This is a genomic window from Lactobacillus sp. OTU4228 (genome assembly GCF_001006945.1).
Classification (GTDB): domain Bacteria; phylum Bacillota; class Bacilli; order Lactobacillales; family Lactobacillaceae; genus Lactobacillus; species Lactobacillus amylovorus.
The window spans coordinates 1-23923 of sequence record NZ_CDLD01000033.1 but is presented as its reverse complement, the minus strand read 5'-3'; the positions used below and the strand labels follow the sequence as shown (position 1 = coordinate 23923).

Sequence of the window (23923 nt, the reverse complement as noted above, 5' to 3'; positions counted from 1 at the left end):
TATAAAAAAATAATGCGTCAATCAAAATTTTTTATGCCAACATTAAAGGAAGCACCATCCGATGCTGTGGCTGAAAGTCATAAATTGATGATTAGAGGTGGCTACATTCGCCAAGTTACTGCTGGTGTTTATGCTTACCTTCCATTAGGTTACCGTGTTTTACGCAAGGCTGAAGCAATCATTGAACAAGAAATGGATAGAATCAATGTTCCAGAAATGATTATGCCCCACTTGCTTCCAGCAACTTTATGGCAAGAATCTGGTCGTTACAAGAAGTATGGTCCAGAAATGTTTAAACTTAAGGACCGTCATGGCCGTGAAAGTTTATTAGGACCTACTCATGAAGAAACATTCACGGAAATCATTGCTAAGAACTTAAAGAGTTACAAGCAAATGCCAATGGCTCTTTACCAAATTCAAACCAAATTCCGTGATGAAAACCGTCCTCGTTTCGGTCTTCTTCGTGGTCGTGAATTTGTAATGCTTGACGGTTACAGTTTTGCTGCTACTCGTGATCAATTGGATGAACAATTTAACGATCAAGAAAATGCCTACAAGCGTATTTTCAAGCGTGCCGGTGTAACTGTTCACCCCGTAATCGCTGACTCAGGTACAATGGGTGGTAAGAATTCTACTGAATTCCAAGCTCCTGCAGCTATTGGTGAGGATACCATTGCTACTAACGAAAATGGTACTTATGCTGCTAACCTTGAAATGGCCAAGAGTATTGACACATTTAAACAAGATCCTGAAGATCCTAAGGAATTAACTAAGGTATCAACCCCTGATTGCGATACTATTGAAAAATTGGCTAAATTCTTAGATGTTCCTGCAACTAGAATTGTTAAGAGTATTCTTTACATCGCCGATGGTCAAAAGATCTTAGTTTTAATTCGTGGTGATAAGCAAATCAACGAAGTAAAATTAGGCCACGTCCTTGATGCTGATGAAATTCATGAAGCTGATACCAAGGATTTGAAAGAAATCACTGGTAGTGAAAAGGGCGGCGTAGGTCCTGTAAATGCAGACTGGGCTGATAAGATCATTGCTGATGAAACTGTTAAGGATCTTTACAACGTTGTTGTTGGTGCAGGCGAAACTGACTACCAATACAAGAACGCTAACTTAGATCGTGACTTCAAGGTTGATGAATTTGCTGACCTTAGAGTTGCTAACGAAGGTGAACCAGACCCAGTTGATCATTTACCACTTAAGTTCACTACTTCAATCGAAGTAGGTCACATCTTTAAGTTGGGTACTTACTACACTAAGACCATGGGTGCTGACTTCTTGGACCAAAATGGTAAAGCACAACCAGTTATTATGGGTTCATACGGTATTGGTGTAACTAGAATGCTTTCTGCAGCAGTTGAACAACACTTAACTGAACGCGGTGTAGCATGGCCAAAGGAAATTGCACCATTTGAAATTCATATTGTTCAAATGAAGATGAACAAGGATGATCAAACTGAATTAGCTGAAAAACTTGAAAAGAAATTCAGTGAAAAGTATGATGTTTTATATGACGATCGTAAGGAACGTGCCGGTGTTAAGTTTGCTGATGCTGACTTAGTTGGTGCACCAATTAGAATTACGATTGGTAAGAAGGCTGCTGATGGTATTGTTGAAGTTAAGAGACCAACTGATGCTAAGGCAACTGAAATGTCAATTGATGAATTAGATAAGTTTGTAAATCAAGAGTTAGGATAATTTTTGTGACCAATAAAAACGATCTTTTCTTAAAATTGCTCAAACAGGTTCATTTCCCAGACAGTTTTGAAGATAATGAACTTCTTCAAAAAGGGAAGATTGAAAACGTGGATGTTTACGCTAAAGAACATAGGTGGGATATCCACGTTTTTTTTGATACTCCATTACAGTACGATACCTATGTGGCATTAAGAAAAGCTATAGAAGAAAGTTTTGCTTCTTTTGTAAATGTAAGATTTTTTGTTAATACTGGTGATGGCTCGGATCAATATTTACCAAAGTATTGGCATTATGCAGTGCAAAATTCTAATGTTTTGCAACCAATGGCGCGTGAATTTTTGGCGGGTCAAAAACCAGAAAAAGTCGATGGTCGTTGGGTAATACCAGTAGATAACAATATTATTGACGGAATCATCGAACAAAAAGCTTTAGATGATCTTGCTCTAGAAATGCGCAAATATGGCTTCTTTAATCTGAAGTTTATCACTCAGGTTGATCAATCGAGCATGGAAAATAACTTGCAAAGTTTGGAAGAGCGGCATGAGGAACATGAAAAGGATATGCAAAAGCAATTTGAGCAGACTCCTGAAAAGGCCAAGCCCCAACCGCGTCAATACCCAACTAAACGAACTAGTTATGGTAAACGCAAGTTAGATGAAAATGCTCCGATTACTCAAATTCAAGATGTAGAAGACGGTACGCGCAATGTCGTTATTGAAGGTAATATCTTCAATATTGAGAGCCGTGAATTAAAGTCAGGTGCGGTAATTTTTACCGGTGAAATCACCGATTATAGTGATTCAATTGCTTTTAAGAAGTTTGTTTCTGATAAGGAACAAATTGAGCAGATGTCAGCGATCAAACCAGGCACCTGGGCAAAAATGCAGGGTACTGCAACCGATGACCAATATCAACATGATATTGTTTTCAATATTAGTAGCTTTGAAACAGTAGAACATGTTGGTAGAACTGAAAAGTATGAAGGCGACCAAAAGCGTGTTGAGTTGCACTTGCATACTAATATGAGTCAACTTGACGCTACTAATACGCCAACTGATTTTATTAAAACAGCTAAAAAGTTTGGCCAAAAAGCAATTGCGATTACGGACCATGGGGATGTTCAATCCTTCCCAGAAGCCTACAGCACAGGTAAAGCTACTGGTATGAAGATTCTTTATGGTGTTGAAGCCAATATGATTGATGATCATGCATTACTGGTTTTAAATCCGGCTCCAATGACCTATGAAGATCGTGAATTTGTAATCTTCGACGTTGAAACTACAGGACTTTCATCTGTTTACGACACGATTATTGAAATTGGTGCCGTAAAGATGAAAAATGGTGAAGTGCTTGAAAGATTTGATAAATTTATCAATCCGCACCATCCATTGAATGAACAAACCATTAATTTGACTTCTATTACAGATGAAATGGTTAGTGCAGCTGATGATGAAGACGTCGTAATTAAACAGTTCCAAGACTTCTACGGTGATCGTCCTCTTTGTGGACACAACGTTCAATTTGACGTTGGTTTTGTCAACGCTGCTTTAAGAAGAGCAGGTCTCAGCGAAATTACTCAACCTGTTGTTGATACGCTTGAAGTATCTCGTTTGCTTCACCCAGAACAGAACCGTCACACCTTGGATTCATTAGCTAAGAAGTACAATGTTTCATTGGAACACCACCATAGAGCTAACCAAGATGCCGAAGCTACTGGTTATTTGATGTATAAGTTGTTAGATGCCTTTAAGAAAAAATACAATGAAGACAATTTGAACAACTTAAACGGTTATGCAGCACATGGCGAAGTATATAAGCGTGCTCGTCCTTCTCATATGACGGTGCTAGCTAAAGACCAAAAAGGTTTAAAGAATCTGTATAAATTAGTTTCAATCGCAAGTACGAAAGACTTTTACCGTATTCCTAGAACGCCTAAGTCTGATTTGGCAGATTTGCACGAAGGACTTTTGTACGGTTCAGGCTGCTGGCAAGGTGACGTCTTTGTTGCTATGATGCAAAAAGGTTACGATGAAGCACGTGAAAAGGCCAAGTTCTATGACTTCTTGGAAGTTCAACCACCAGCAACATACTCACAATTAATTGCTGATGGGTTGATCAAAGATGAAGATCAGCTTGAAGAAATTATCAGCAATATCTATAAACTAGGTAAAGAATTAAATAAACCTGTTGTAGCGACTGGTGATTCGCACTATGTTGAACCACATGATGCGATTTATCGGACGATTCTGATTTCTGCGCAACGTTCTAATCCAAATCGAAACAAGCCACAACCAGATCTACATTTCTATTCAACACAGGAAATGCTGGATGCCTTTAGTTTCTTAGGTGAGGATATAGCTAAAGAAATCGTAATTGAAAATACTAATAAGATTGCGGATGAAATTTCTGAAATTCAGCCTATTAAAGATGGCTTGTATCCACCTCACATTGCCCATGCTGATGAAGAAATGAAGAAATTGACCTATGATAAAGCTTACGAATTGTACGGTAATCCTTTGCCAAAAATCGTTAAGGACCGTATTGATTTGGAGCTTAATTCCATTATTTCTAATGGTTATGCGGTTATTTACTTGATTTCACAACGTCTGGTAGCCAAATCCAATAAGGATGGTTATCTGGTAGGTTCCCGTGGTTCCGTAGGTTCTAGTTTGGTAGCCACAATGTCTGGTATTACTGAAGTTAACCCACTTGCACCGCACTACCGCTGTCCTAAGTGTAAGTATTCGCAATTCTTTGAAAATGGGGAATATGGTTCAGGTTTTGACTTACCTGATAAGAATTGTCCAAAATGTGGTACTCCATTGGTAAAAGATGGTCAGGATATTCCGTTTGCCACTTTCTTGGGCTTCCACGGTGATAAGGTTCCTGATATCGATTTGAACTTCTCAGGTGACTACCAACCAGTAGCTCATAACTTTATTCGAGTAATGTTTGGACCCGATAATTCATATCGTGCCGGAACTATTGCCACTGTTGCTGATAAGACAGCCTATGGTTATGCTAAGCACTTTGACGAAGAGCGAAACTTGAAGTTGCGTAATGCAGAACTAGATCGTTTAGCCAGCGGAATTCGTGGGGTTAAGAGAACAACGGGTCAGCACCCAGCCGGAATTGTTGTAGTTCCAGATGATATGGATATTTACGACTTTACTCCTGTGTCATACCCAGCCGATGATGTGAATGCTGCTTGGTTAATTACGCACTACGACTTCCACTCCATTCACGATAACATCTTGAAGTTCGATATTCTGGGACACGATGACCCAACGATGATTCGTCACTTGCAGGACCTGTCAGGAATTGATCCACTGACTATTCCACCAGATGATCCAGGTGTTATGTCATTATTCTCAAGTACTAAGGCTTTAGGAGTTACTCCTGAACAAATTGGTTCACAAACAGGTACTTTGGGAGTACCAGAATTTGGTACGCGTTTCGTTAGAGGGATGCTTGAAGAAACTAAGCCAACTACTTTTGCCGAATTATTGCAGATTTCTGGTTTATCACATGGTACTGACGTATGGCTAGGCAATGCCGAAGATTTGGTTAACAACGGTACTTGCAAGTTGAAGGACGTTATTGGTTGTCGTGATAACATCATGATGGACTTGATTCACTGGGGCGTAAAACCAGAAGTAGCCTTCTCAACCATGGAATCAGTTCGTCATGGTCGCGGGATTAGTGATGAAAACATGGCTGTTCTTAAAAAGAACAAGAAGATTCCAGATTGGTACATTCCATCTTGTTTGAAGATCAAGTACATGTTCCCTAAGGCTCACGCCACTGCCTATATTTTGATGGCTTTGAGAATTGCTTGGTTTAAAGTGTACTATCCTGAAATTTACTACACTGCTTATTTCTCAGTTCGTGCCGACTTGTTTGATTTAGTTGCAATGAGTCATGGTAAAAATACTGTTAAAGCAGCGATGAAAGAAATTCAAGATAAAGGAATGGATGCCTCAGCTAAGGATAAGAGTTTGTTAACGGTTTTGGAAATTGCTAATGAATGTCTTGAACGTGGCATTAAGATCAAGATGGTTGATATCGATCAATCTGAAGCCACCGACTTTAAGATCTTGGATAAGCATACTATTTTAGCTCCATTTAATGCCGTACCTGGTTTAGGTGATAACGCTGCTAAGCAGATTGTTGCCGCCCGTGCCGAAAAGAAATTCTTATCTAAAGAGGATTTGGCTAAGCGTGGTAAAGTTTCACAAACTATCATGAACTATTTTGAAGATAATGGCGTCTTGGAAGGGATGCCTGACGAAAATCAATTGTCTCTTTTCTAAATATCTGATTTTACATTGTTTAGTAAAACATGGTATACTACTAGAGAAGTTCGAATAGGTAAATTCGAGTGAGCAGTACTGCTCACTCTTTTTATTACGGAGGAAAATTTTTGTCTAAAGTTATAGATCTTGTTCGTCCAGTTGTTGAACCAATTATTGATGAACATGGCGACATGTTGGTTGATATGGAATACGTTAAGGAAAAGGGACAAAATTATTTACGCATCTATGTAGATCGTGAACCAAATGGAATCGATATTGATGAAATCGCAGCTTTGAGTGAACTCGTTTCTGAAAAGCTCGATACTATTAATCCAGATCCATTCCCTGAACCATATGTTTTGGAATTATCATCTCCAGGTGCTGAACGTCCAATTAAGACTGAAGCAGATTGGAAAAAGGCTTTGAATGATTATATTCATATAGGTCTCTATCAAAAAATTAAGGACAAAAAAGTGTATGAAGGTACGCTTAAGTCATATAATGATGAAGAGATTGTATTGGAAGTAAGAGATAAGACAAGACGAAAAACATTAACTGTTCCCCGTAAGTTAATTGCAAATATTCGTTTTGCAATTGAATTTTAGAAAGGCTGATTAAAAACTTATGTCTAAAGAAATGCTAGAAGCGTTTGCCACCTTAGAAAAGACTAAGGGCATTAAGCAAGATGTTATTGTTGATGCAATTAAAGCCGCTTTGGTAGCCGCATACAAGAAGAATTATAACCAAGCACAAAACGTTGAAGTTGATTTTGACGAAAGAAAGGGCGACTTTAAGGTTATGGCTGTTAAGACCGTTGTTGACGAAGTTCAAGACGATCGTTTGGAAGTCAGCTTAAAGGATGCTTTAGCCATCAACCGTGCTTATGAAGTTGGCGATGAAATTCGCTTTGAAGTGACTCCTAAGAACTTTGGTCGTATCGCGGCTCAAACTGCTAAGCAAGTTATTATGCAACGTTTGCGTGAAGCAGAAAGAAATCATATTATTGATGAATATTCTCAATATGAAGATGAACTTGTTACAGGTACTGTAGAACGTCGTGATAATCGCTTTGTTTATGTTAAAATTGGCAATGTTGAAGCTGTAATGCCACATCACGATCAAATGCCTAATGAAGTTTACAATCCACAAGATCAAATTCGTGTATTGGTAACTCACGTAGGTTCAGATTCAAAGGGTGCCCAAATTACTGTATCTAGAACTGCTCCCGATATGGTTAAGCGTTTGTTTGAACAAGAAGTTCCAGAAATTTATGATGGAACCGTTGAAATTGTTTCAATCGCTCGTGAAGCTGGCGATCGTACCAAGATGGCTGTTAAGTCAAATGATCCTAACATTGATCCAGTCGGAACTTGTGTAGGTCAAAAGGGTGCTCGTGTTCAAAACGTTGTTAATGAGCTTGGCGGTGAAAACATCGATATCGTTAAGTACGAAGAAGACCCATCAGACTTTATAGCTAATGCATTGAACCCAGCAGAAGTAATTGCTGTTCAATTTGGCGATGATGAAGATGAAAAGAGTGCTTTGGTAATTGTGCCAGATTACCAATTATCACTTGCCATTGGTAAGAAGGGGCAAAACGTACGTCTTGCAGCTCGTTTGACTGGCTACAAGATTGATATCCGTCCAGAATCCGAAGTAGAATTTGTTGACGAAAATTCATCAGATTCTGATAGTGAAGATGCAGCTGATGAAAGTCAAGAATCAGCAACTAATGAAGAAACTGCTTCAAATGATGCTGAAGCTGCAGATACAGATAACACTGATACTACAGAAGATAATACTGAAGAATAGGTGATTTTTTGAAAAAAAGAAAAATCCCAATGCGGAAGGATTTATTAACCGATACAATGCAACCTAAAAAAGAATTGGTTCGTATCGTGATTGATAAAGAAAAGAATGTTTCTGTCGATCCTACTGGTAAAAAGGCAGGAAGAGGAGCATATGTTTCACTTGATCCAACTAAGATCGAAGCTGCAAAAGAAAAACATGTTTTAGATCGCAGCTTAGGAGCTAAGATCCCAGACAGTTTCTACGATGAGCTTTATTCTTATGTTGATCATCAGAAAGCAAGGAAAGAATTATTTGGTGATAAATAAGATTGCAAAATAGACAAAAAGCAATTAATTTGTTAGGTTTAGCAGAGCGTGCTGGAAAATTAACAACAGGCACTGAAACTGTAATTACCGAAACAAATAAAGGAAAAATAAAGCTGATCCTGCTTGCTAGTGATGTTCAAGCAAACACTGCAGAGAAAGTGGATCGCGTTGCCAGAAAAAATAATATTCCTATGATAAACTCATTTTCGGCTAGTGAAATGTCAAAAGCAATTGGCAAGAAACGAAAAGTTTTAGGATTAACTGATGCTGGTTTTGCTAAGGCATTAGTTAAAAGAATAAATGAAGGAGTGTGATTGGATGGCAAAGAAAAGAATTTATGAAGTCGCAAAAGAAGTAGGCGTTGATAATAAAGTTGTAGTCCAAAAAGCAAAGGATTTAGGCTTTGATGTGAAAAATCACATGTCATCAATTGATGATGTACAGGCTGCAAAATTAAAGAGTAGTTTCCAAAACTCCGCTCCCGCCAAGAAGAATAATAAGATTAAGATCTCTGTTTCTTCTATTCGCAAGAATGAAAAGAAACAAGAAAATAATAATTCTTCTAAGAAGCCAAGAAGACGTAATAATAAACGTCGTCAAAATAATGATCGTAATCGTGATAATCGAAACGAACGCGGCAATAATAGAGCTAATTCAGGTAAGCCCAAGGCCGCAGCTTTGCTTCAACAATTTAAGCAAAAGCAACGTGCCGAAGAAGGCCAACTTAACAAGGAAGCTCAAAAAGCTAAGAAAGAATATCACGAACAGTTGAAACATCCAAAACAAGAACAACCAGTGAAAAATAATAAGAAAACTAATAACGATAACAACAAAAAGAAGTCAGCACCAGTTGAAAAGAAAGTAATTGGTCCTAAGATTTTAAAGCCATCCCCAGCTCGTTTAAAGCAAAATCAACCATCAGCTAATGAAAGAGTAGCTGCTAAGGTTACTATGCCAGAAGCTCCTAAGGATGATAGACGTGGCAATGGTCATGGTAGAAATACAGGTAAGCCAGGCCGTAAGGGTAAGAGCCAATTCTTCAACGGACACAGTGAACATTCAGATCGTTCAGAAAGAAAACGTCGTAAGAACAGGAAGAAGCAACAAGAACAAAAGCCAAAGAAGCAACCTACTAAGCGTAAGGAACGTCCATTACCAGAAGTATTGGTTTACGAAGAGGGTATGAACGCACAAGACCTTGGTAAATTACTTCACCGTGAACCAGCAGAAATCGTTAAGAAGCTATTCATGCTTGGTGTTTTGACTAACCAAAACCAATCATTAGATAAGGATACTATTGAATTATTGGCTGCTGAATACGGTATTGATGCTAAGCAAAAGGTTCATGAAGATATCTCTGATATTGACACTCTTTACAACAAGAGAATGGAAGAATCAAAGAAGTCTAAGAACCAAGTTAAGCGTCCACCAGTAGTTACTATCATGGGTCACGTTGACCACGGTAAGACTACCTTGCTTGACCGCTTACGTCATACTCACGTTTCAGCTCACGAAGCTGGTGGTATCACTCAGAAGATCGGTGCTTACCAAGTTAGATTAGACAACCGTTTGATTACTTTCTTGGATACTCCAGGACACGCCGCATTCTCAAACATGCGTGCACGTGGTGCTGAAATCACTGATATTGTTGTCTTAGTTGTAGCTGCAGATGACGGTGTAATGCCACAGACTGTTGAAGCTATTGACCACGCTAAGAGTGCTAATGTTCCAATTATTGTTGCAATCAACAAGATGGATAAACCAGGTGCCAACCCACAACACGTAACCGAAGAATTAATGAAGTATAACTTAATTCCTGAAGATTACGGTGGTGACACAATCTTCGTTAACATTTCAGCTAAGACTGGTCAAAACGTTGATGACTTGCTTCAAATGATTTTGCTTCAAGCTGATGTGATGGAACTTAAGGCAAATCCTACTGAAATGGCTATCGGTACTGTAATTGAAGCCCGTTTGTCACGTGGTCGTGGCCCTGTAGCCGACGTTTTGATCCAACAAGGTACACTTAATATTGGTGATCCAATCGTTGTTGGTGATACTTTCGGTCGTGTACGTACAATGACCAACGATCGTGGACGTCAAGTTAAGAAGGCAACCCCATCAGAACCTGTTGAAATTACTGGTTTGAACGATGTTCCTGAATCAGCTGATAAGTTGGTTGAGTTTAAGGATGAAAAGACTGCAAGAAGCGTTGGTGAAGCTAGAGCACAACAATCATTGCAAAAGTCTCGTGAAAAGGTACAACACGTTACTCTTGATAACCTCTTCGATACTATGAAGAAGGAAAACATGAAAGAGGTTGACATTGTCTTGAAGGCTGATGTTCAAGGCTCAGTAGAAGCTTTGCAACAATCACTTGAAAAGATCGAAGTTGAAGGCGTACGTGTCAACATTATTCACTCAGGCGTTGGTGCAATTAATGAATCAGATGTTACTTTAGCTGGTGCATCTAATGCATTTATTATTGGTTTCAACGTTCGTCCAACTGCAACTGCTAAGAGTCAAGCAGAAACTGACTCTGTTGATATTCGCTTGTACAGTGTCATCTACAAGGCTATTGATGATGTTACTGCTGCCATGAAGGGTATGCTTGAACCAACTTACGAAGAAAAGGTTATCGGTAACTTAACAGTTCGTGAAACTTGGAAGGTTTCTAAGGTTGGTACAATTGCTGGTTCCTTCGTTGATAAGGGTGTAGTTAAGAACGATTCTAAGATTAGAGTTATTCGTGACGGTATTGTTAAATACGATGGCGAAATTGCATCACTTAAGAGATTCAAGGACGATGTTAAGGAAGTTAAGCAAGGTAACGATTGTGGTTTGACTATTAAGGACTACAACGATATCAAGGTTGGCGACGAATTCGAAGTATACGAAATGCAACAAGTTGAACCTAAGTAATTATTTTAGGAGGCAAGCATGAAGCATAGAATTGGTCGTGTTGAAGGAGAAATCCTTCGCGAATTAACCAAAATTTTACAAAAGAAAATTCGTGATCCTCGTTTAAGCGAAGTTACAATCACTGCGGTTGAATGTACGAATGATCTTTCATATGCAACTGTTTACTACAGTTTATTAACTGAAGATGCTGAAAAAGAAAAGGAAGTCGAAGAAGGCTTAGAAAAGGCAAAGGGCATGATGCGTCATTTGCTTGGTCAAACTTTGACTGTATATAAAGTTCCTGAACTTATTTTCAAACGTGATAATTCAGTAAAATATGGTAGTAAAATTGACCGTTTAATTGCAGAAGTTAAAAAGCAAGATGCTGAACGGGCAAGTAAGTAAAAAGGCGCCGTTAAGGCGCTTTTTTTGTTAGCTAGATAGGATATAAATATGTTAAATGGAATTTTAGTGATTGATAAAGACAAGGATATGACAAGCGCAGATGTTGTTTACCATTTGCGTCGTGCGTTGCATATTAGAAAAATTGGTCATGCTGGTACATTGGATCCTGAAGTAACGGGAGTTTTGCCTATTGCAATTGGTCAAGCTACCAAATTAATCGAATTGATGCACACACGTCCTAAGAAGTATGAAGGCCAAGGCTTGTTGGGTTACGCTACTGATTCATATGATGCAACGGGTACGGTTTTAAAGGAAGAAAAGCTTGATCATCCTTTTACTACTGAAGAGATTCAGGCTGGAATGGATTCTTTTAAGGGCGAAATTGAGCAGGTTCCACCGATTTATTCAGCGGTTAAAGTAAATGGTAAGCACTTATATGAATATGCCCGTGAAGGTATTGCTGTTGAGCGTCCTAAGCGAACAGTTGATATCTATGACTATCTTTTAATAGATAAACCTGTTTTTGACGAAGAAAAAGGTCAAGAAAGTTTTGGCTTCGAAATTGAATGCAGTAAAGGAACCTACGTTAGATCATTAGTTAATGATTTAGGAGAAAAACTAGGTAAGCCAGCCGTTATGACCGAATTAAGAAGAACTGCTAGTTCTGGCTTTGATATCTCACAAGCAGTAAAATTAAGTGAGATTGAGGCAAATCCGGAGAAAGCTGATGAGTTGATTCAACCAATTGATGCCTTTTTCACCAATTATGAAACTATTGATTTATCAGATGATCAATGGAAGAAAGTACAAAATGGTGCTTGGATTAAGTTAGAAACAGATGCCAAAAAGGTAGCTTTAAGGTACAATAAAAAAGTTAAGGCAATTTATGAGAATAAGGGGAGACTCTATTGCCCAAGTCTAATGTTGCTTCAAAATGAATAATTGAAACGAAGGAATTAGTTGTGAAAATCGTTCATTTAACTTATCCAGTTAAAGAAAATATTCTATCTTCAAAAGTAGTGCTTGCTCTCGGCTTTTTTGATGGGGTTCATTTGGGACATCAAAAATTAATCAAGCGAGCAAAAGAAATTGCTGATCAAAAGAATCTGCCTTTAGTAGTGATGACTTTTGACCGACATCCTAAAGAAGTTTATGAGGACAAAAAGAATTTTAAATATCTTGAAACGCTCGAAGAAAAGGCAGACAAGATGTCTGAATTAGGGGTTGATTATCTGGCTGTGATGCCATTTACCAAAGAATTTAGTCAAATCGGGGCACAAGATTTTGTCGATAATGTAATCGTTAAATTGAATGCGGACACTATTGTAGCAGGCTTTGACTATACATATGGTCCAAAGGAAATTGCCAATATGGATCGTTTACCAGATTATGCTAAGGGGCGCTTTGATATTGTAGTGATGCCTAAGCAGATTTTTGCTGGTAAAAAGATTGGTTCTACTGAAATTCGCCAAGCCATTAAAGATGGCGATATGGAACTTGCATATGAACTGATGGGTCATCATTATGTGATGAGTGGAATCATAGGACATGGCAAACGTAATGGACATAAGCTTGGCTTTCCAACTGCTAATTTAATCTGGGCCGATCACAAGGTGATCCCTAAAATTGGCGTTTATGCCACTAAAACTGAAGTTAATGGTAAATGGTATGAATCAATGACTAGCGTTGGTTATAACGTTACCATTGGTCAAGAAAAGCGTATTTATATTGAATCTAATATTTTTGATTTTGATCAAGATATTTATGGTGAACCGATAAAAATAAAGTGGTATAAGTACACACGTGGAGAAATAAAATTCGCTGGTTTGGATGAGTTGAAAAAGCAACTTGAGAAGGATCAAAAAGAAATCAAGGAATATTTTGCGGAATAATAGTTGAAATGTAATATTATTCATGATACTCTTTTTGTATCAATTGAAATTCAAATTTAGAAAGAGGGATCGCCGTTGCGTCTTTAATCTTGCAAAATGAAGCATAGTTGAACAATGTACTTTTAGGTAGATAGTGAGATTATGCACTTTTGGCAAGATTGACGTAGACGGGATGCCTCTTTTTTGTACGCAAAAATAGGGAGAGTCTATGCTTGGCAAAAGTGTAGACTCTCTTTTGCGTGAGGTGATTTCATGAGCAATATTAAGATTTCAAACCTTTCTTTTAGATACGAAGATGCCAGTGACAATATTTTTAATGACTTAAATTTGAACTTGGATAGTAGTTGGAAATTAGGCTTAGTAGGGAGAAATGGTAGAGGTAAGACTACATTTCTAAATTTACTAAGAGGAAAACTACAGGGAACCTGTAAAATTGAAAGTAAACTAGCTTTTTCTTACTTTCCAATTAAAATTAATAATCCTGACAATATTACTTTATATGAGTTGCAAGACAAAGCTTCTTTTGAACAGTGGGAGCTTGAGCGAGAAATGAATTTATTAGGTGCTGATCCGGATTTACTCTGGCAGCCATTCAATACTTTGAGTGGTGGTGAACAAACTAAGGTTTTGCTTGCGCTGTCTTTTACTAATAGGGATGCATTTCCGTTAATTGATGAACCTACCAATCATTTGGATGAGGCTAGTCGTTTGCAAGTAGCAAAGTATTTGAAAAAACATGATAAAGGCTACATTGTTGTTAGCCACGACCGTGATTTTTTGAATCAAATTACTGATCATATTTTGGCAATTGAAAATACTGAAATTCATTTGTATCAAGGAAATTATGCTAGCTATGAAGATACAAAAGAGAAAAGGGATCAATTTAATCGCGATAAAAATGAGAAGCTAAAAGGTGAAGTTAGACGACTTAATGAAAGTCAATTACGGTTAAAGAAGTATTCTAATAAGTCTGAAAATCAAAAGAATGCTAAAGCACACGATAATGAAATTCACGCTTATATCAACAAAGGATTCTATAGTCATAAAGCCGCTAAAATTATGAAGAGGTCGACAAATTTATCTAATAGAATTAATAAAGATATTGAAGCTAAAAAAGGTTTGATGACCAACATCGAAGATGTACCTGATTTAACTATTAACTTCCAGCCAAACTATCATCAAACTTTACTTGAAACCCAGCACTTGTCTTTGAGGGTTCAAGATAAACAGCTTTTTGAAGATCTAAACATGATTGTTGAAAATAAGGGCGTCATTTCTCTAGAAGGCAAAAACGGTACTGGTAAATCGACCTTTTTGAAATTGTTATTAGGTAAAGCAAATGATGTGTCATATCAAGGCCAGTTTGCGTTAACCAATGGCTTGAAAATATCATATTTACCTCAAGACTTTACTGAATATACCGGTACATTAAAAGAGTTTGCGGAAAAACAAAAGATTTCATATGAAGAGCTGCTCAATAATTTGAAGAAAATGGGCTTTTCACGAGAAAGTTTTACTACAAAGATCGAAGAAATGAGCATGGGTCAGCAAAAACGAGTAGCTTTGGCTAAATCTTTAGTAGAACCAGCTGATTTATACTTGTGGGATGAGCCTGCGAATTATTTGGATGTCTTTAATCAAGATCAGTTGATTAAGCTACTGAAAAATGTTCAACCAGCTATGGTTTTAGTTGAGCACGATCAATACTTTATTGAGCATGTAGCAACGCAAAGAATAAAATTAAAAAAATTCAAAATAAATTAGCACTCGGGTTGAATTATTGCTAAATTTTAGTATAATAGAATCTGTTAGCACCTGAGAGATGTGAGTGCTAAAAGTGAGGGCGATATTTATGTTGACCGAGCGTCAAGAACTTATTTTAAAAACAATAATCACGGACTTCACGCAGACACATGAGCCTGTAGGTTCAAAGACAGTGATGAAACAATTACCAATTAAGGTATCAAGTGCAACCATTCGTAATGAAATGGCAGTGCTTGAAGATCAGGACTTGATTGAAAAGACTCACTCTTCTAGTGGTAGAATTCCTTCAAGCGAAGGTTATCGATACTATTTGGATAATTTGGTTGAACCACTGCAGTTGCCAGAGTCCGTTTATAATACAATCGGAAGTCAATTAGATCGGCCTTTCCATCAAGTAAATGAGATTGTGCAAGAAGCAGCTCGTATCTTATCAGATTTAACTGATTATACTGCTTTTGCCGAAGGACCTGAGAGTGGGGATGTTAAGATCACCGGTTTCAGAATTGTGCCTTTGTCAGCTAGACAAGTGATGGCCATTCTGGTTACGAGTGATGGTAACGTTCAAAATCAGGTTTATGCTTTACCACACAATATTCATGGGGAAGAAATTGAAAAAGCAGTACGCATGATCAACGATCAATTAGTAGGCAAGAGCTTAAATGAAGTTAATATTTCATTCTTAAGTGAGCTTGCTAAAAACGAAATCGGTAGCGATCATGTTAGTGAGCTTCTAGATTTGGTCGAAGATGTTTTAAAAGATGCTGCAAGCGAGCAGATGTATGTTGATGGACAAATTAATTTGTTGAACAACACATCTGAGCATAATGTCAATGATATCAGATCGCTTTATGAAATGATTGATCATGATAATCTATTTTCTAACTTGCTAGATGGTGAGGCTGATCCAAAGACTGAGAAATATCCAGTAAAAGTAAAGTTAGGTTCAGAAATGCCTAACGACTTATTAAAGAATTATAGTTTGCTGACTGCTGAATATAGCGTCGGCACCCATGGTAAAGGAACAATTGCTTTACTTGGGCCAACAAATATGCCGTATTCACAAATGATCGGCCTTCTTGAATACTTTAGAAATGAGTTGGCCAAGAAGTTGCTTGATTATTACGGTAAATTTCAATAGAGGAGGTTAGCCGTGAGTAGAGAAGAGTTTCCAAGTGAAAAAGATTTAGATAAAAAAGAAAAGGCTTCTGAGCCAAAAAAGGCTGTGAAAAAAGAAAAGGCTAAAGACGAAGAGCCTAAAAAAGATAAAGAAGATCAAAAGTTAGCTAAAGAAATCGCTGACTTAAAAGAAAAGAATAAAGATCTTGAAGATAAGTACTTGCGTAGCGAAGCCGAAATTCAAAATATGCAAGCTCGTTATTCAAAAGAAAGAGCACAACTTATCAAGTATGAATCTCAAAGCTTAGCTAAAGACGTTTTGCCTGCAATGGACAACTTGGAAAGAGCTTTAAGCGTTAAGGCCGATGATGATGTGTCTAAGCAATTGAAGAAAGGTGTTCAAATGACCCTTGATTCACTTGCAAAGGCCATGAAAGATCACGGTATTGTTGAGATTGAGGCTGAAGGCGTTAAATTTGATCCGACATTGCATCAAGCTGTTCAAACAGTAGCAGCTGAGAATGATGATCAAAAAGATCACGTTGTTCAGGTTTTACAAAAAGGATATCAATATAAAGATCGGACACTAAGACCAGCTATGGTTGTAGTTGCTCAATAAGAGAGGAAGTTTATACATGTCAAAAGTTATTGGTATTGACCTCGGAACTACTAACTCAGCAGTTGCAGTTCTTGAAGGTAAAGAACCAAAGATCATTACTAACCCAGAAGGCAATCGTACTACTCCGTCTGTAGTTGCTTTCAAAGACGGTGAAATTCAAGTAGGTGAAGTTGCTAAGCGTCAAGCTATTACTAACCCTAACACCATTGTTTCAATCAAGCGTCACATGGGTGAAGCTGATTACAAGGTTAAGGTTGGCGACAAGAGCTACACTCCACAAGAAATTTCAGCATTCATTTTGCAATACATCAAGAAGTTCTCAGAAGACTACTTAGGTGAAGAAGTTAAGGATGCAGTTATTACTGTTCCTGCTTACTTCAATGACGCACAACGTCAAGCTACTAAGGATGCTGGTAAAATCGCTGGCTTGAACGTTCAAAGAATCATCAACGAACCAACTGCTTCAGCTTTAGCCTTTGGTTTGAATAAAGACCAAGATGAAAAAGTTTTGGTTTACGACCTTGGTGGTGGTACTTTCGATGTTTCCGTTCTTCAATTAGGTGACGGTGTCTTCCAAGTATTGTCAACTAACGGTGATACTCACCTTGGTGGTGATGACTTTGACCACCGTATTATGGATTGGCTCATCAAGAACTTTAAGGATGAAAATGGCGTTGACTTGTCCAAGGACAAGATGGCAATGCAAAGATTAAAGGACGCCGCAGAAAAGGCTAAGAAAGACTTATCAGGTGTATCAAGCACTCACATCTCACTTCCATTCATTTCTGCCGGCGAATCTGGTCCACTTCACCTTGAAGCTGACTTAACTCGTGCTAAGTTCGATGAATTGACTAGCGACTTAGTTGAAAAGACTAAGATCCCATTTGACAATGCATTAAAGGATGCAGGTCTTACTGTTAACGACATCGACAAGGTTATCTTAAACGGTGGTTCAACTCGTATTCCAGCTGTTCAAAAGGCAGTTAAGGAATGGGCTGGCAAGGAACCTGACCACTCAATTAACCCTGACGAAGCTGTTGCCTTAGGTGCAGCTATCCAAGGTGGTGTTATTTCAGGTGACGTTAAGGACATCGTATTGCTTGATGTTACTCCATTGTCACTTGGTATTGAAACCATGGGTGGTGTCTTCACTAAGTTAATCGACAGAAACACTACTATTCCTACTTCAAAGAGCCAAATCTTCTCAACTGCTGCAGATAACCAACCAGCAGTAGATGTTCATGTATTACAAGGTGAACGTCCAATGGCCGCAGACGACAAGACTCTTGGCCGCTTCGAATTAACTGATATTCCACCTGCACCACGTGGTGTTCCTCAAATTCAAGTTACCTTCGATATCGACAAGAACGGTATCGTAAACGTATCTGCTAAGGATATGGGTACTGGTAAGGAACAAAAGATTACTATCAAGAGTTCATCTGGTTTGTCAGACGAAGAAATCAAGCGTATGCAAAAAGACGCCGAAGAACACGCCGAAGAAGACAAGAAGCGTAAGGAAGAAGCAGACTTACGTAACGAAGTTGATCAATTAGTCTTTACTACTGAAAAGACTTTGAAGGAAACTAAGGATAAGCTTTCTGATGCAGATCGTAAGCCAGTTGAAGATGCCCTTAATGACTTGAAGAAGGCTCAAAAGGACAACAACTTGGACGAAATGAAAGAAAAGAAAGATGCTTTATCCAAGGCTGCTCAAGACTTAGCTGTTAAACTTTACCAACAAAATGGTGGAGCTCAAGGTGCAGCAGGTCAAGCTGGCCCACAAGCAGGTCCTCAAGGCCCACAAGGTGGCAACCCAAACAACGGTAATAACGGTGGTGCCCAAGATGGTGAATTCCACAAAGTAGATCCAAACAAGTAATGGGTTTATAATTAAACAAAAGGAGAAGAGAACTACCCATTGAGTAGTTCTTTTCTTTTGAGAATAATAAGGAGTTCAAATAGATGGCACAAGAAGATTATTATAAAGTGCTTGGCGTAGATCGTGACGCCAGTGACCAGGAAATTAATAAGGCATATCGTAAACTAGCAAAGAAATACCACCCAGATTTGAACCATGAACCCGGAGCTGAAGAAAAGTATAAGCAAGTTAACGAAGCTTATGAAGTTTTGCATGATAAGCAAAAGCGTGCACAATATGATCAATTTGGTTCTGCCGGTGTAAATGGCCAAGGTGGCTTCGGTGGCGGAGCCGGTCAAGGCTTTGGTGGTGCAGGTTTTGATGCTTCAGGCTTTGGCGATTTTGGCGACATTTTTGGCGATATCTTTGGTCAAGGCCGTCAACAAAGAGTCGATCCTACAGCACCTCAACGTGGTGAGGACCTAGACTATACTTTAACGATTGACTTTATGGATGCCATTAATGGTAAAAAGTCTCAAGTTAGCTATACTCGTGATGAAACTTGTGAGACTTGTGGTGGTAATGGTTGCGAAAAAGGTACGCACCCAATTACCTGTGATAAATGTCATGGTACAGGTTATATGACAGTTACCCAACGTTCAGTCTTTGGTATGGTTCGTCAACAAACTACTTGTGATAAATGTAATGGTCGTGGTGTGGTCATTGAACACCCATGTAAGACTTGTCACGGTAGAGGTATTGTTGAACGTAAGAATACTATTGAGGTTGATATTCCAGCAGGTATTGATAATGGTCAACAATTGCGTTACCAAGGCCAAGGTGATGCCGGTATTAATGGTGGACCATATGGTGACTTGTACATCATTTACCGAGTAAAGCCATCCAAGATTTTTGAGCGTCGTGGTCAAAACATTTATACTCACGTGCCAATTTCATTTGCGCAAGCTACATTAGGTGATGAAATTGACGTTAAGACTGTTCATGGTGATGAAAAGTTGACCATTCCAGCAGGTACGCAACCTAATAAGAAATTTACCTTGCGAGGTAAAGGTGTGCCTTATCTTCGTGGTGATGGCAACGGTGATCAAATTATTACTGTTGATATCGTTATTCCAAAGCATATTAATGAAAAGCAAAAACAAGATTTGACTAACTTTGTTCAAGATGGTGGTGGACATATTACTCCAAAAGAAAAAGGCTTTTTCGAAAGGCTTAAAGATAAATTGAACGGAGAATAAAAAAATAGCGAGCTGTAAAATGCAGCTCGCTATTTCTTTTGTATGCGCCGTAACCTTTGCTATAATTAATAAGACAGAAATAAAAGGGTGCATTTATTTATGGATTTAAACAAATTAAAAGACTATCAAAAACATATTCGAAACTTTGCAATCGTAGCGCATATTGACCATGGTAAGTCTACTATTGCCGACAGAATTCTTGAATTGACTGATACTGTAAGTCAACGTCAACTTAAGAATCAGATGTTAGATGATATGCCACTTGAACGTCAACGTGGTATTACTATTAAAATGAACTCAGTTGAAGTTAAGTATCATGCCGAAGATGGCGAAGACTACATCTTCCACTTGATCGACACACCAGGGCACGTGGACTTTTCTTATGAAGTATCACGTTCTTTGGCTGCCTGTGAAGGTGCATTGATGGTAGTTGATGCTTCACAAGGTGTGCAAGCTCAGACTTTGGCTAACACTTACTTAGCGATCGATGATGATTTGGCAATTTTACCTGTAATTAATAAGATCGACTTGCCATCTGCTGATATTCCTAAGACTAAGGAAGAAATTGAAGAGATGCTTGGTCTTGATGCTTCTGAAGCTGCGGAAGTTTCTGGTAAAACCGGTCAAGGCATCAAGGACATGCTGGAAAAAGTAGTAAAAGACATTCCAGCTCCATCTGGTGATATTACTGCGCCACTCAAGGCTTTGATTTTTGACTCAAAATATGATGACTATCGTGGTGTCGTAATGTCAGTCAAAATCGAAGACGGTACAGTTAAGCCTGGTGACCGAGTTCAAATTATGAATACTGGTAAGGAATATGAAGTTACAGAAGTAGGTGTTTCAAGTCCACATCCAATTAAGAAGGATATCTTGATTGCTGGGGATGTAGGTTATATTACTGCCAACATTAAGTCCGTACGTGAAACTCGTGTTGGTGATACTATCACCCAAGCAGATAATCCTACTGCCGAACCACTTCCAGGTTACCGTCAAATTCCACCAATGGTTTACTCTGGTATGTATCCAGTTGATAACCGTGATTATGAAGACTTAAAGGAAGCTTTGCAAAAGTTGCAATTAAACGATGCAGCTTTAGAATTTGAACCTGAAACTTCTACTGCTTTAGGCTTCGGGTTCCGTTGTGGTTTCTTAGGACTTTTGCATATGGATGTTGTGCAAGAACGACTAGAACAAGAATTTGATCTTGATTTAATTATGACTGCACCATCCGTTGACTATCATGCAATTATGAATGATGGCTCAACTAAGGTAATTGATAACCCATCAGATTTGCCAGATGCTGGTGAATACAAGGAAGTGCAAGAGCCTTATGTTAAGGCAGAAATTATGGTGCCAAATGACTTTGTTGGCCCTGTAATGGAACTTTGTCAAAGAAAACGTGGCGAATTTGTTACGATGGACTATCTTGATAAGTACCGCGTTAACGTTATCTACAATATGCCGTTGGCTGAAATCATCTTTGACTTCTTCGATGATTTGAAGTCATCAACTAAGGGTTATGCTTCACTTGACTACGAGATTACTGGCTATCGTGCAACCGACTTGGTTAAGATCGATATCTTGCTTAACAAGGAACCAATCGATGCTCTTAGCTTTATCGCTCACAGAAGTGAAGCACAAGATCGTGCTCGTCAAATGACTTCAATGCTTAAGAAGTTAATTCCACGTCAAAACTTCGAAGTTGATATTCAAGGTGCGATCGGCGCCAAGATTATTTCTCGTGCTACGATCAAGCCATACCGTAAGGATGTTACTTGGAAGATTCACACCGGTGACCCTGACCGTCGTGCTAAATTGCTTGAAAAGCAGAAGCGTGGTAAAAAGAGAATGAAGGCTGTAGGTAAGGTAGAAGTGCCTCAAGATGCCTTCATGGCCGTTCTTAAGATGAATGATGATGATATCAAAGGCAAGTAATTATGGCTAAAAATAAACAAAAAAGTTCTGTTAGCACAATTCTAATCAGAATTTTTGCCGTCATTTTATTGATTGTTGGTTTGGTCCTGATTTTCAATAAACAGATTGGTAATCAGATGATCAGTCATAACCAACAGTCAACTTTGACTAGCTTAACTAGAAAGAAAGTTGAACAAAACCAAAAGAAAAAGGGGATGTACGACTTTAAGAAGGTGAAGTCAATTGGCATAGGCCAGGCCACAAGGTCGCAGATAAAGAAGACCTCAGGTGCGATTGGTGCTATAGCAATCCCTGAAGTTAATATGCATTTGCCTATTATGTTAGGGATGTCCGATGATGCGATGTCTACTGGTGGTGGAACAATGCGTGCCGACCAAGTGATGGGTAAAGGTAATTATCCTCTTGCTGGTCACTATATGACCGCGAAGGGTATTCTATTTTCACCACTAGAAGATGTTAAAAAGGGCGAGAAAACAGATACCAGAATATATAAAAAATTGGGAAAGATTGGAGCTTCAATTAAGAAGTAATAAGACAGGTAATTGGCTTAAAGAAGCTGATTTAATGTTGGATAATTTTAAACTTCCAGAATATGAAAAAATCGAGAAAATCGATGAACTTGTTAATGTTGTAATTGCTATTGAACATCCGGAAATTTTGAAGAGATTTTCAAAGAATCGTAAGTCCAAAACTAATAAGTTAATTGAAGCGAATTCTGGTTTCAATGTTGAGTATGCAGAAACGGCTAAAAAAGTATTAAAAAATGATGCTGAAAAAGTTCAAAAAGAGATAGATGAATTTTTGCTTTTGTTGAATAGAAAATAGGTGTGTGCTATCTAATAGCACACTAGGGGTCTCCTAAGGAGACCTTTTGGAAAAAACTGCCTAAAAATTGTAGCCCAAATACTGTCTCTTTAATTAAAAAAATCATTTGACCTTTGAGCTGCTTTTGCAGCTCATTGGGAATTTGATTTTTTGAAGAAAGAGACAGTAGCATATTTGCATATCAAGGTTTTTGCTAAAATTGGTTAACAATATTTTTTAAAATAGATGCTGTATGAAGTGTCAATGGTAAACCGACTTAGAGGGTCATTTTGAGCCTCTTGGAGGATTTAAGGAATTGACACGTAACTTTATAGTAAGACGCTAATAAAAGGCGGAGAAACCAACAGGTTTACTGTTTGGCTTTCTCCGCCTATTTACATTTTTGCGATTTTTTATAGTAACTAAATTGATTTTAAATTATGCTACAATGATTTTTAGCAATAAAAAAACCTTGTACTGGAGATACAAGGAGCAAAATTAAAATTCAAATAACGTTATTCATGTATTATTTTACGTATTACCTAAAATAATTTCAAGGATTTAACGCTTATTTGATGTATTGCTAATAAATCAAAGGAGCGTTTTTTCATGCAAACAGAAATTGGACAAGTTGATGTAAAACTTGATCGAATTACGATTACTGGTGTAATCGAAGAAAGTAATCAAACATTAGAAAAAATAATGGGTGAGTTACGTTGGGAATTGGAACCAGATTTAAGAGCTTCTGCTCCATGGTTTCGATTAACCAGAAATATTGGCGGAGATGTTTATGAAACAGTTGCTGTTTTAATGAAAAATGAATTTCAAAATTCATGGCGATTAGACACTTCAAATCACCTGAATAATGGAAATGAAAAGAAGTCTATTCAGCGAGTTGTTTTGATGATGAAAGATAGGCATACGACTAGAATTGATGTGGCTTTTGATTTCATTAATTGCAAATATCCCGGTATGAAGCATGTAATCACTAAAAAGAATGTAACTAAAACCAATTTCACTACAAACTATTATGGTCGTGGTGGTAGCGTTGAAACTATTTATGCTGGTAAGAGAAGAAGCCAAGCTTTGATTAGATATTATGATAAATATGTTGAACAAAAAAGGGCGAGAAAACAGATACCAGAATATATAAAAAATTGGGAAAGATTGGAGCTTCAATTAAGAAGTAATAAGACAGGTAATTGGCTTAAAGAAGCTGATTTAATGTTGGATAATTTTAAACTT

General features: G+C 38.0%; 18 protein-coding genes and 1 pseudogene. All 19 read left to right on the top strand.

Annotated elements, in window-relative coordinates; translation table 11 throughout:
* The first annotated feature begins 12 nt into the window (after positions 1-12).
* Positions 13-1710, top strand: coding sequence for a proline--tRNA ligase (locus BN1206_RS05940; protein ID WP_013642132.1), 1698 nt, complete (start codon positions 13-15; stop codon positions 1708-1710).
* Between the two features lie 5 nt (positions 1711-1715).
* Positions 1716-6023, top strand: coding sequence for a PolC-type DNA polymerase III (locus BN1206_RS05935; protein WP_052543044.1), 4308 nt, complete (start codon positions 1716-1718; stop codon positions 6021-6023).
* Positions 6024-6133: 110 nt separating this feature from the next.
* The gene (gene rimP / locus BN1206_RS05930; RefSeq protein WP_013642130.1) at positions 6134-6610 is read left to right on the top strand and encodes a ribosome maturation factor RimP; all 477 of its coding nucleotides are present in this window, start codon (positions 6134-6136) and stop codon (positions 6608-6610) included.
* A 19-nt stretch (positions 6611-6629) separates the two neighbouring features.
* The gene (gene nusA, locus BN1206_RS05925) at positions 6630-7817 is read left to right on the top strand and encodes a transcription termination factor NusA (RefSeq protein ID WP_014565937.1); all 1188 of its coding nucleotides are present in this window, start codon (positions 6630-6632) and stop codon (positions 7815-7817) included.
* An 8-nt stretch (positions 7818-7825) separates the two neighbouring features.
* Positions 7826-8122: an RNase P modulator RnpM gene (gene rnpM / locus BN1206_RS05920; protein WP_013438137.1), complete on the top strand. Its 297-nt coding sequence runs from the start codon at positions 7826-7828 to the stop codon at positions 8120-8122.
* Positions 8123-8124: 2 nt separating this feature from the next.
* On the top strand, positions 8125-8436 hold the full coding sequence (locus BN1206_RS05915; protein ID WP_013438136.1) for a L7Ae/L30e/S12e/Gadd45 family ribosomal protein: 312 nt from the start codon (positions 8125-8127) through the stop codon (positions 8434-8436).
* 4 nt (positions 8437-8440) lie between these two features.
* Positions 8441-11044 (top strand): translation initiation factor IF-2, encoded by a 2604-nt coding sequence (gene infB / locus BN1206_RS05910; protein ID WP_022087270.1) that lies wholly within the window; start codon positions 8441-8443, stop codon positions 11042-11044.
* 18 nt (positions 11045-11062) lie between these two features.
* Positions 11063-11428, top strand: a complete 366-nt coding sequence (locus tag BN1206_RS05905; protein ID WP_013438134.1) for a ribosome-binding factor A — start codon at positions 11063-11065, stop codon at positions 11426-11428.
* A gap of 48 nt (positions 11429-11476) precedes the next feature.
* Positions 11477-12370 (top strand): tRNA pseudouridine(55) synthase TruB, encoded by an 894-nt coding sequence (truB, locus tag BN1206_RS05900; RefSeq protein ID WP_013642127.1) that lies wholly within the window; start codon positions 11477-11479, stop codon positions 12368-12370.
* A gap of 20 nt (positions 12371-12390) precedes the next feature.
* Positions 12391-13320, top strand: a complete 930-nt coding sequence (gene ribF, locus BN1206_RS05895; RefSeq protein ID WP_022087271.1) for a riboflavin biosynthesis protein RibF — start codon at positions 12391-12393, stop codon at positions 13318-13320.
* Positions 13321-13572: 252 nt separating this feature from the next.
* Positions 13573-15084: a ribosomal protection-like ABC-F family protein gene (abc-f, locus tag BN1206_RS05890; protein ID WP_022087272.1), complete on the top strand. Its 1512-nt coding sequence runs from the start codon at positions 13573-13575 to the stop codon at positions 15082-15084.
* A gap of 88 nt (positions 15085-15172) precedes the next feature.
* Positions 15173-16222 (top strand): heat-inducible transcriptional repressor HrcA, encoded by a 1050-nt coding sequence (gene hrcA / locus BN1206_RS05885; protein ID WP_013438131.1) that lies wholly within the window; start codon positions 15173-15175, stop codon positions 16220-16222.
* A gap of 12 nt (positions 16223-16234) precedes the next feature.
* Entirely contained in the window at positions 16235-16819 is a 585-nt protein-coding gene (grpE, locus tag BN1206_RS05880; protein ID WP_013438130.1) for a nucleotide exchange factor GrpE, read from the top strand.
* Positions 16820-16835: 16 nt separating this feature from the next.
* Positions 16836-18698 (top strand): molecular chaperone DnaK, encoded by a 1863-nt coding sequence (dnaK, locus tag BN1206_RS05875; protein ID WP_013438129.1) that lies wholly within the window; start codon positions 16836-16838, stop codon positions 18696-18698.
* Positions 18699-18781: 83 nt separating this feature from the next.
* Entirely contained in the window at positions 18782-19936 is a 1155-nt protein-coding gene (gene dnaJ / locus BN1206_RS05870; RefSeq protein ID WP_013642124.1) for a molecular chaperone DnaJ, read from the top strand.
* A gap of 99 nt (positions 19937-20035) precedes the next feature.
* Positions 20036-21874: a translation elongation factor 4 gene (gene lepA, locus BN1206_RS05865; RefSeq protein ID WP_013438127.1), complete on the top strand. Its 1839-nt coding sequence runs from the start codon at positions 20036-20038 to the stop codon at positions 21872-21874.
* A gap of 2 nt (positions 21875-21876) precedes the next feature.
* A pseudogene (locus BN1206_RS05860) lies at positions 21877-22344 on the top strand (sortase domain-bontaining protein); the annotation flags it as partial.
* A 37-nt stretch (positions 22345-22381) separates the two neighbouring features.
* On the top strand, positions 22382-22699 hold the full coding sequence (locus BN1206_RS05855) for a hypothetical protein (protein WP_052543043.1): 318 nt from the start codon (positions 22382-22384) through the stop codon (positions 22697-22699).
* A gap of 588 nt (positions 22700-23287) precedes the next feature.
* Positions 23288-23923, top strand: a 636-nt coding sequence (locus BN1206_RS05850; protein WP_052543042.1) for a replication initiation factor domain-containing protein, incomplete at its 3' end; no start/stop codon positions are given.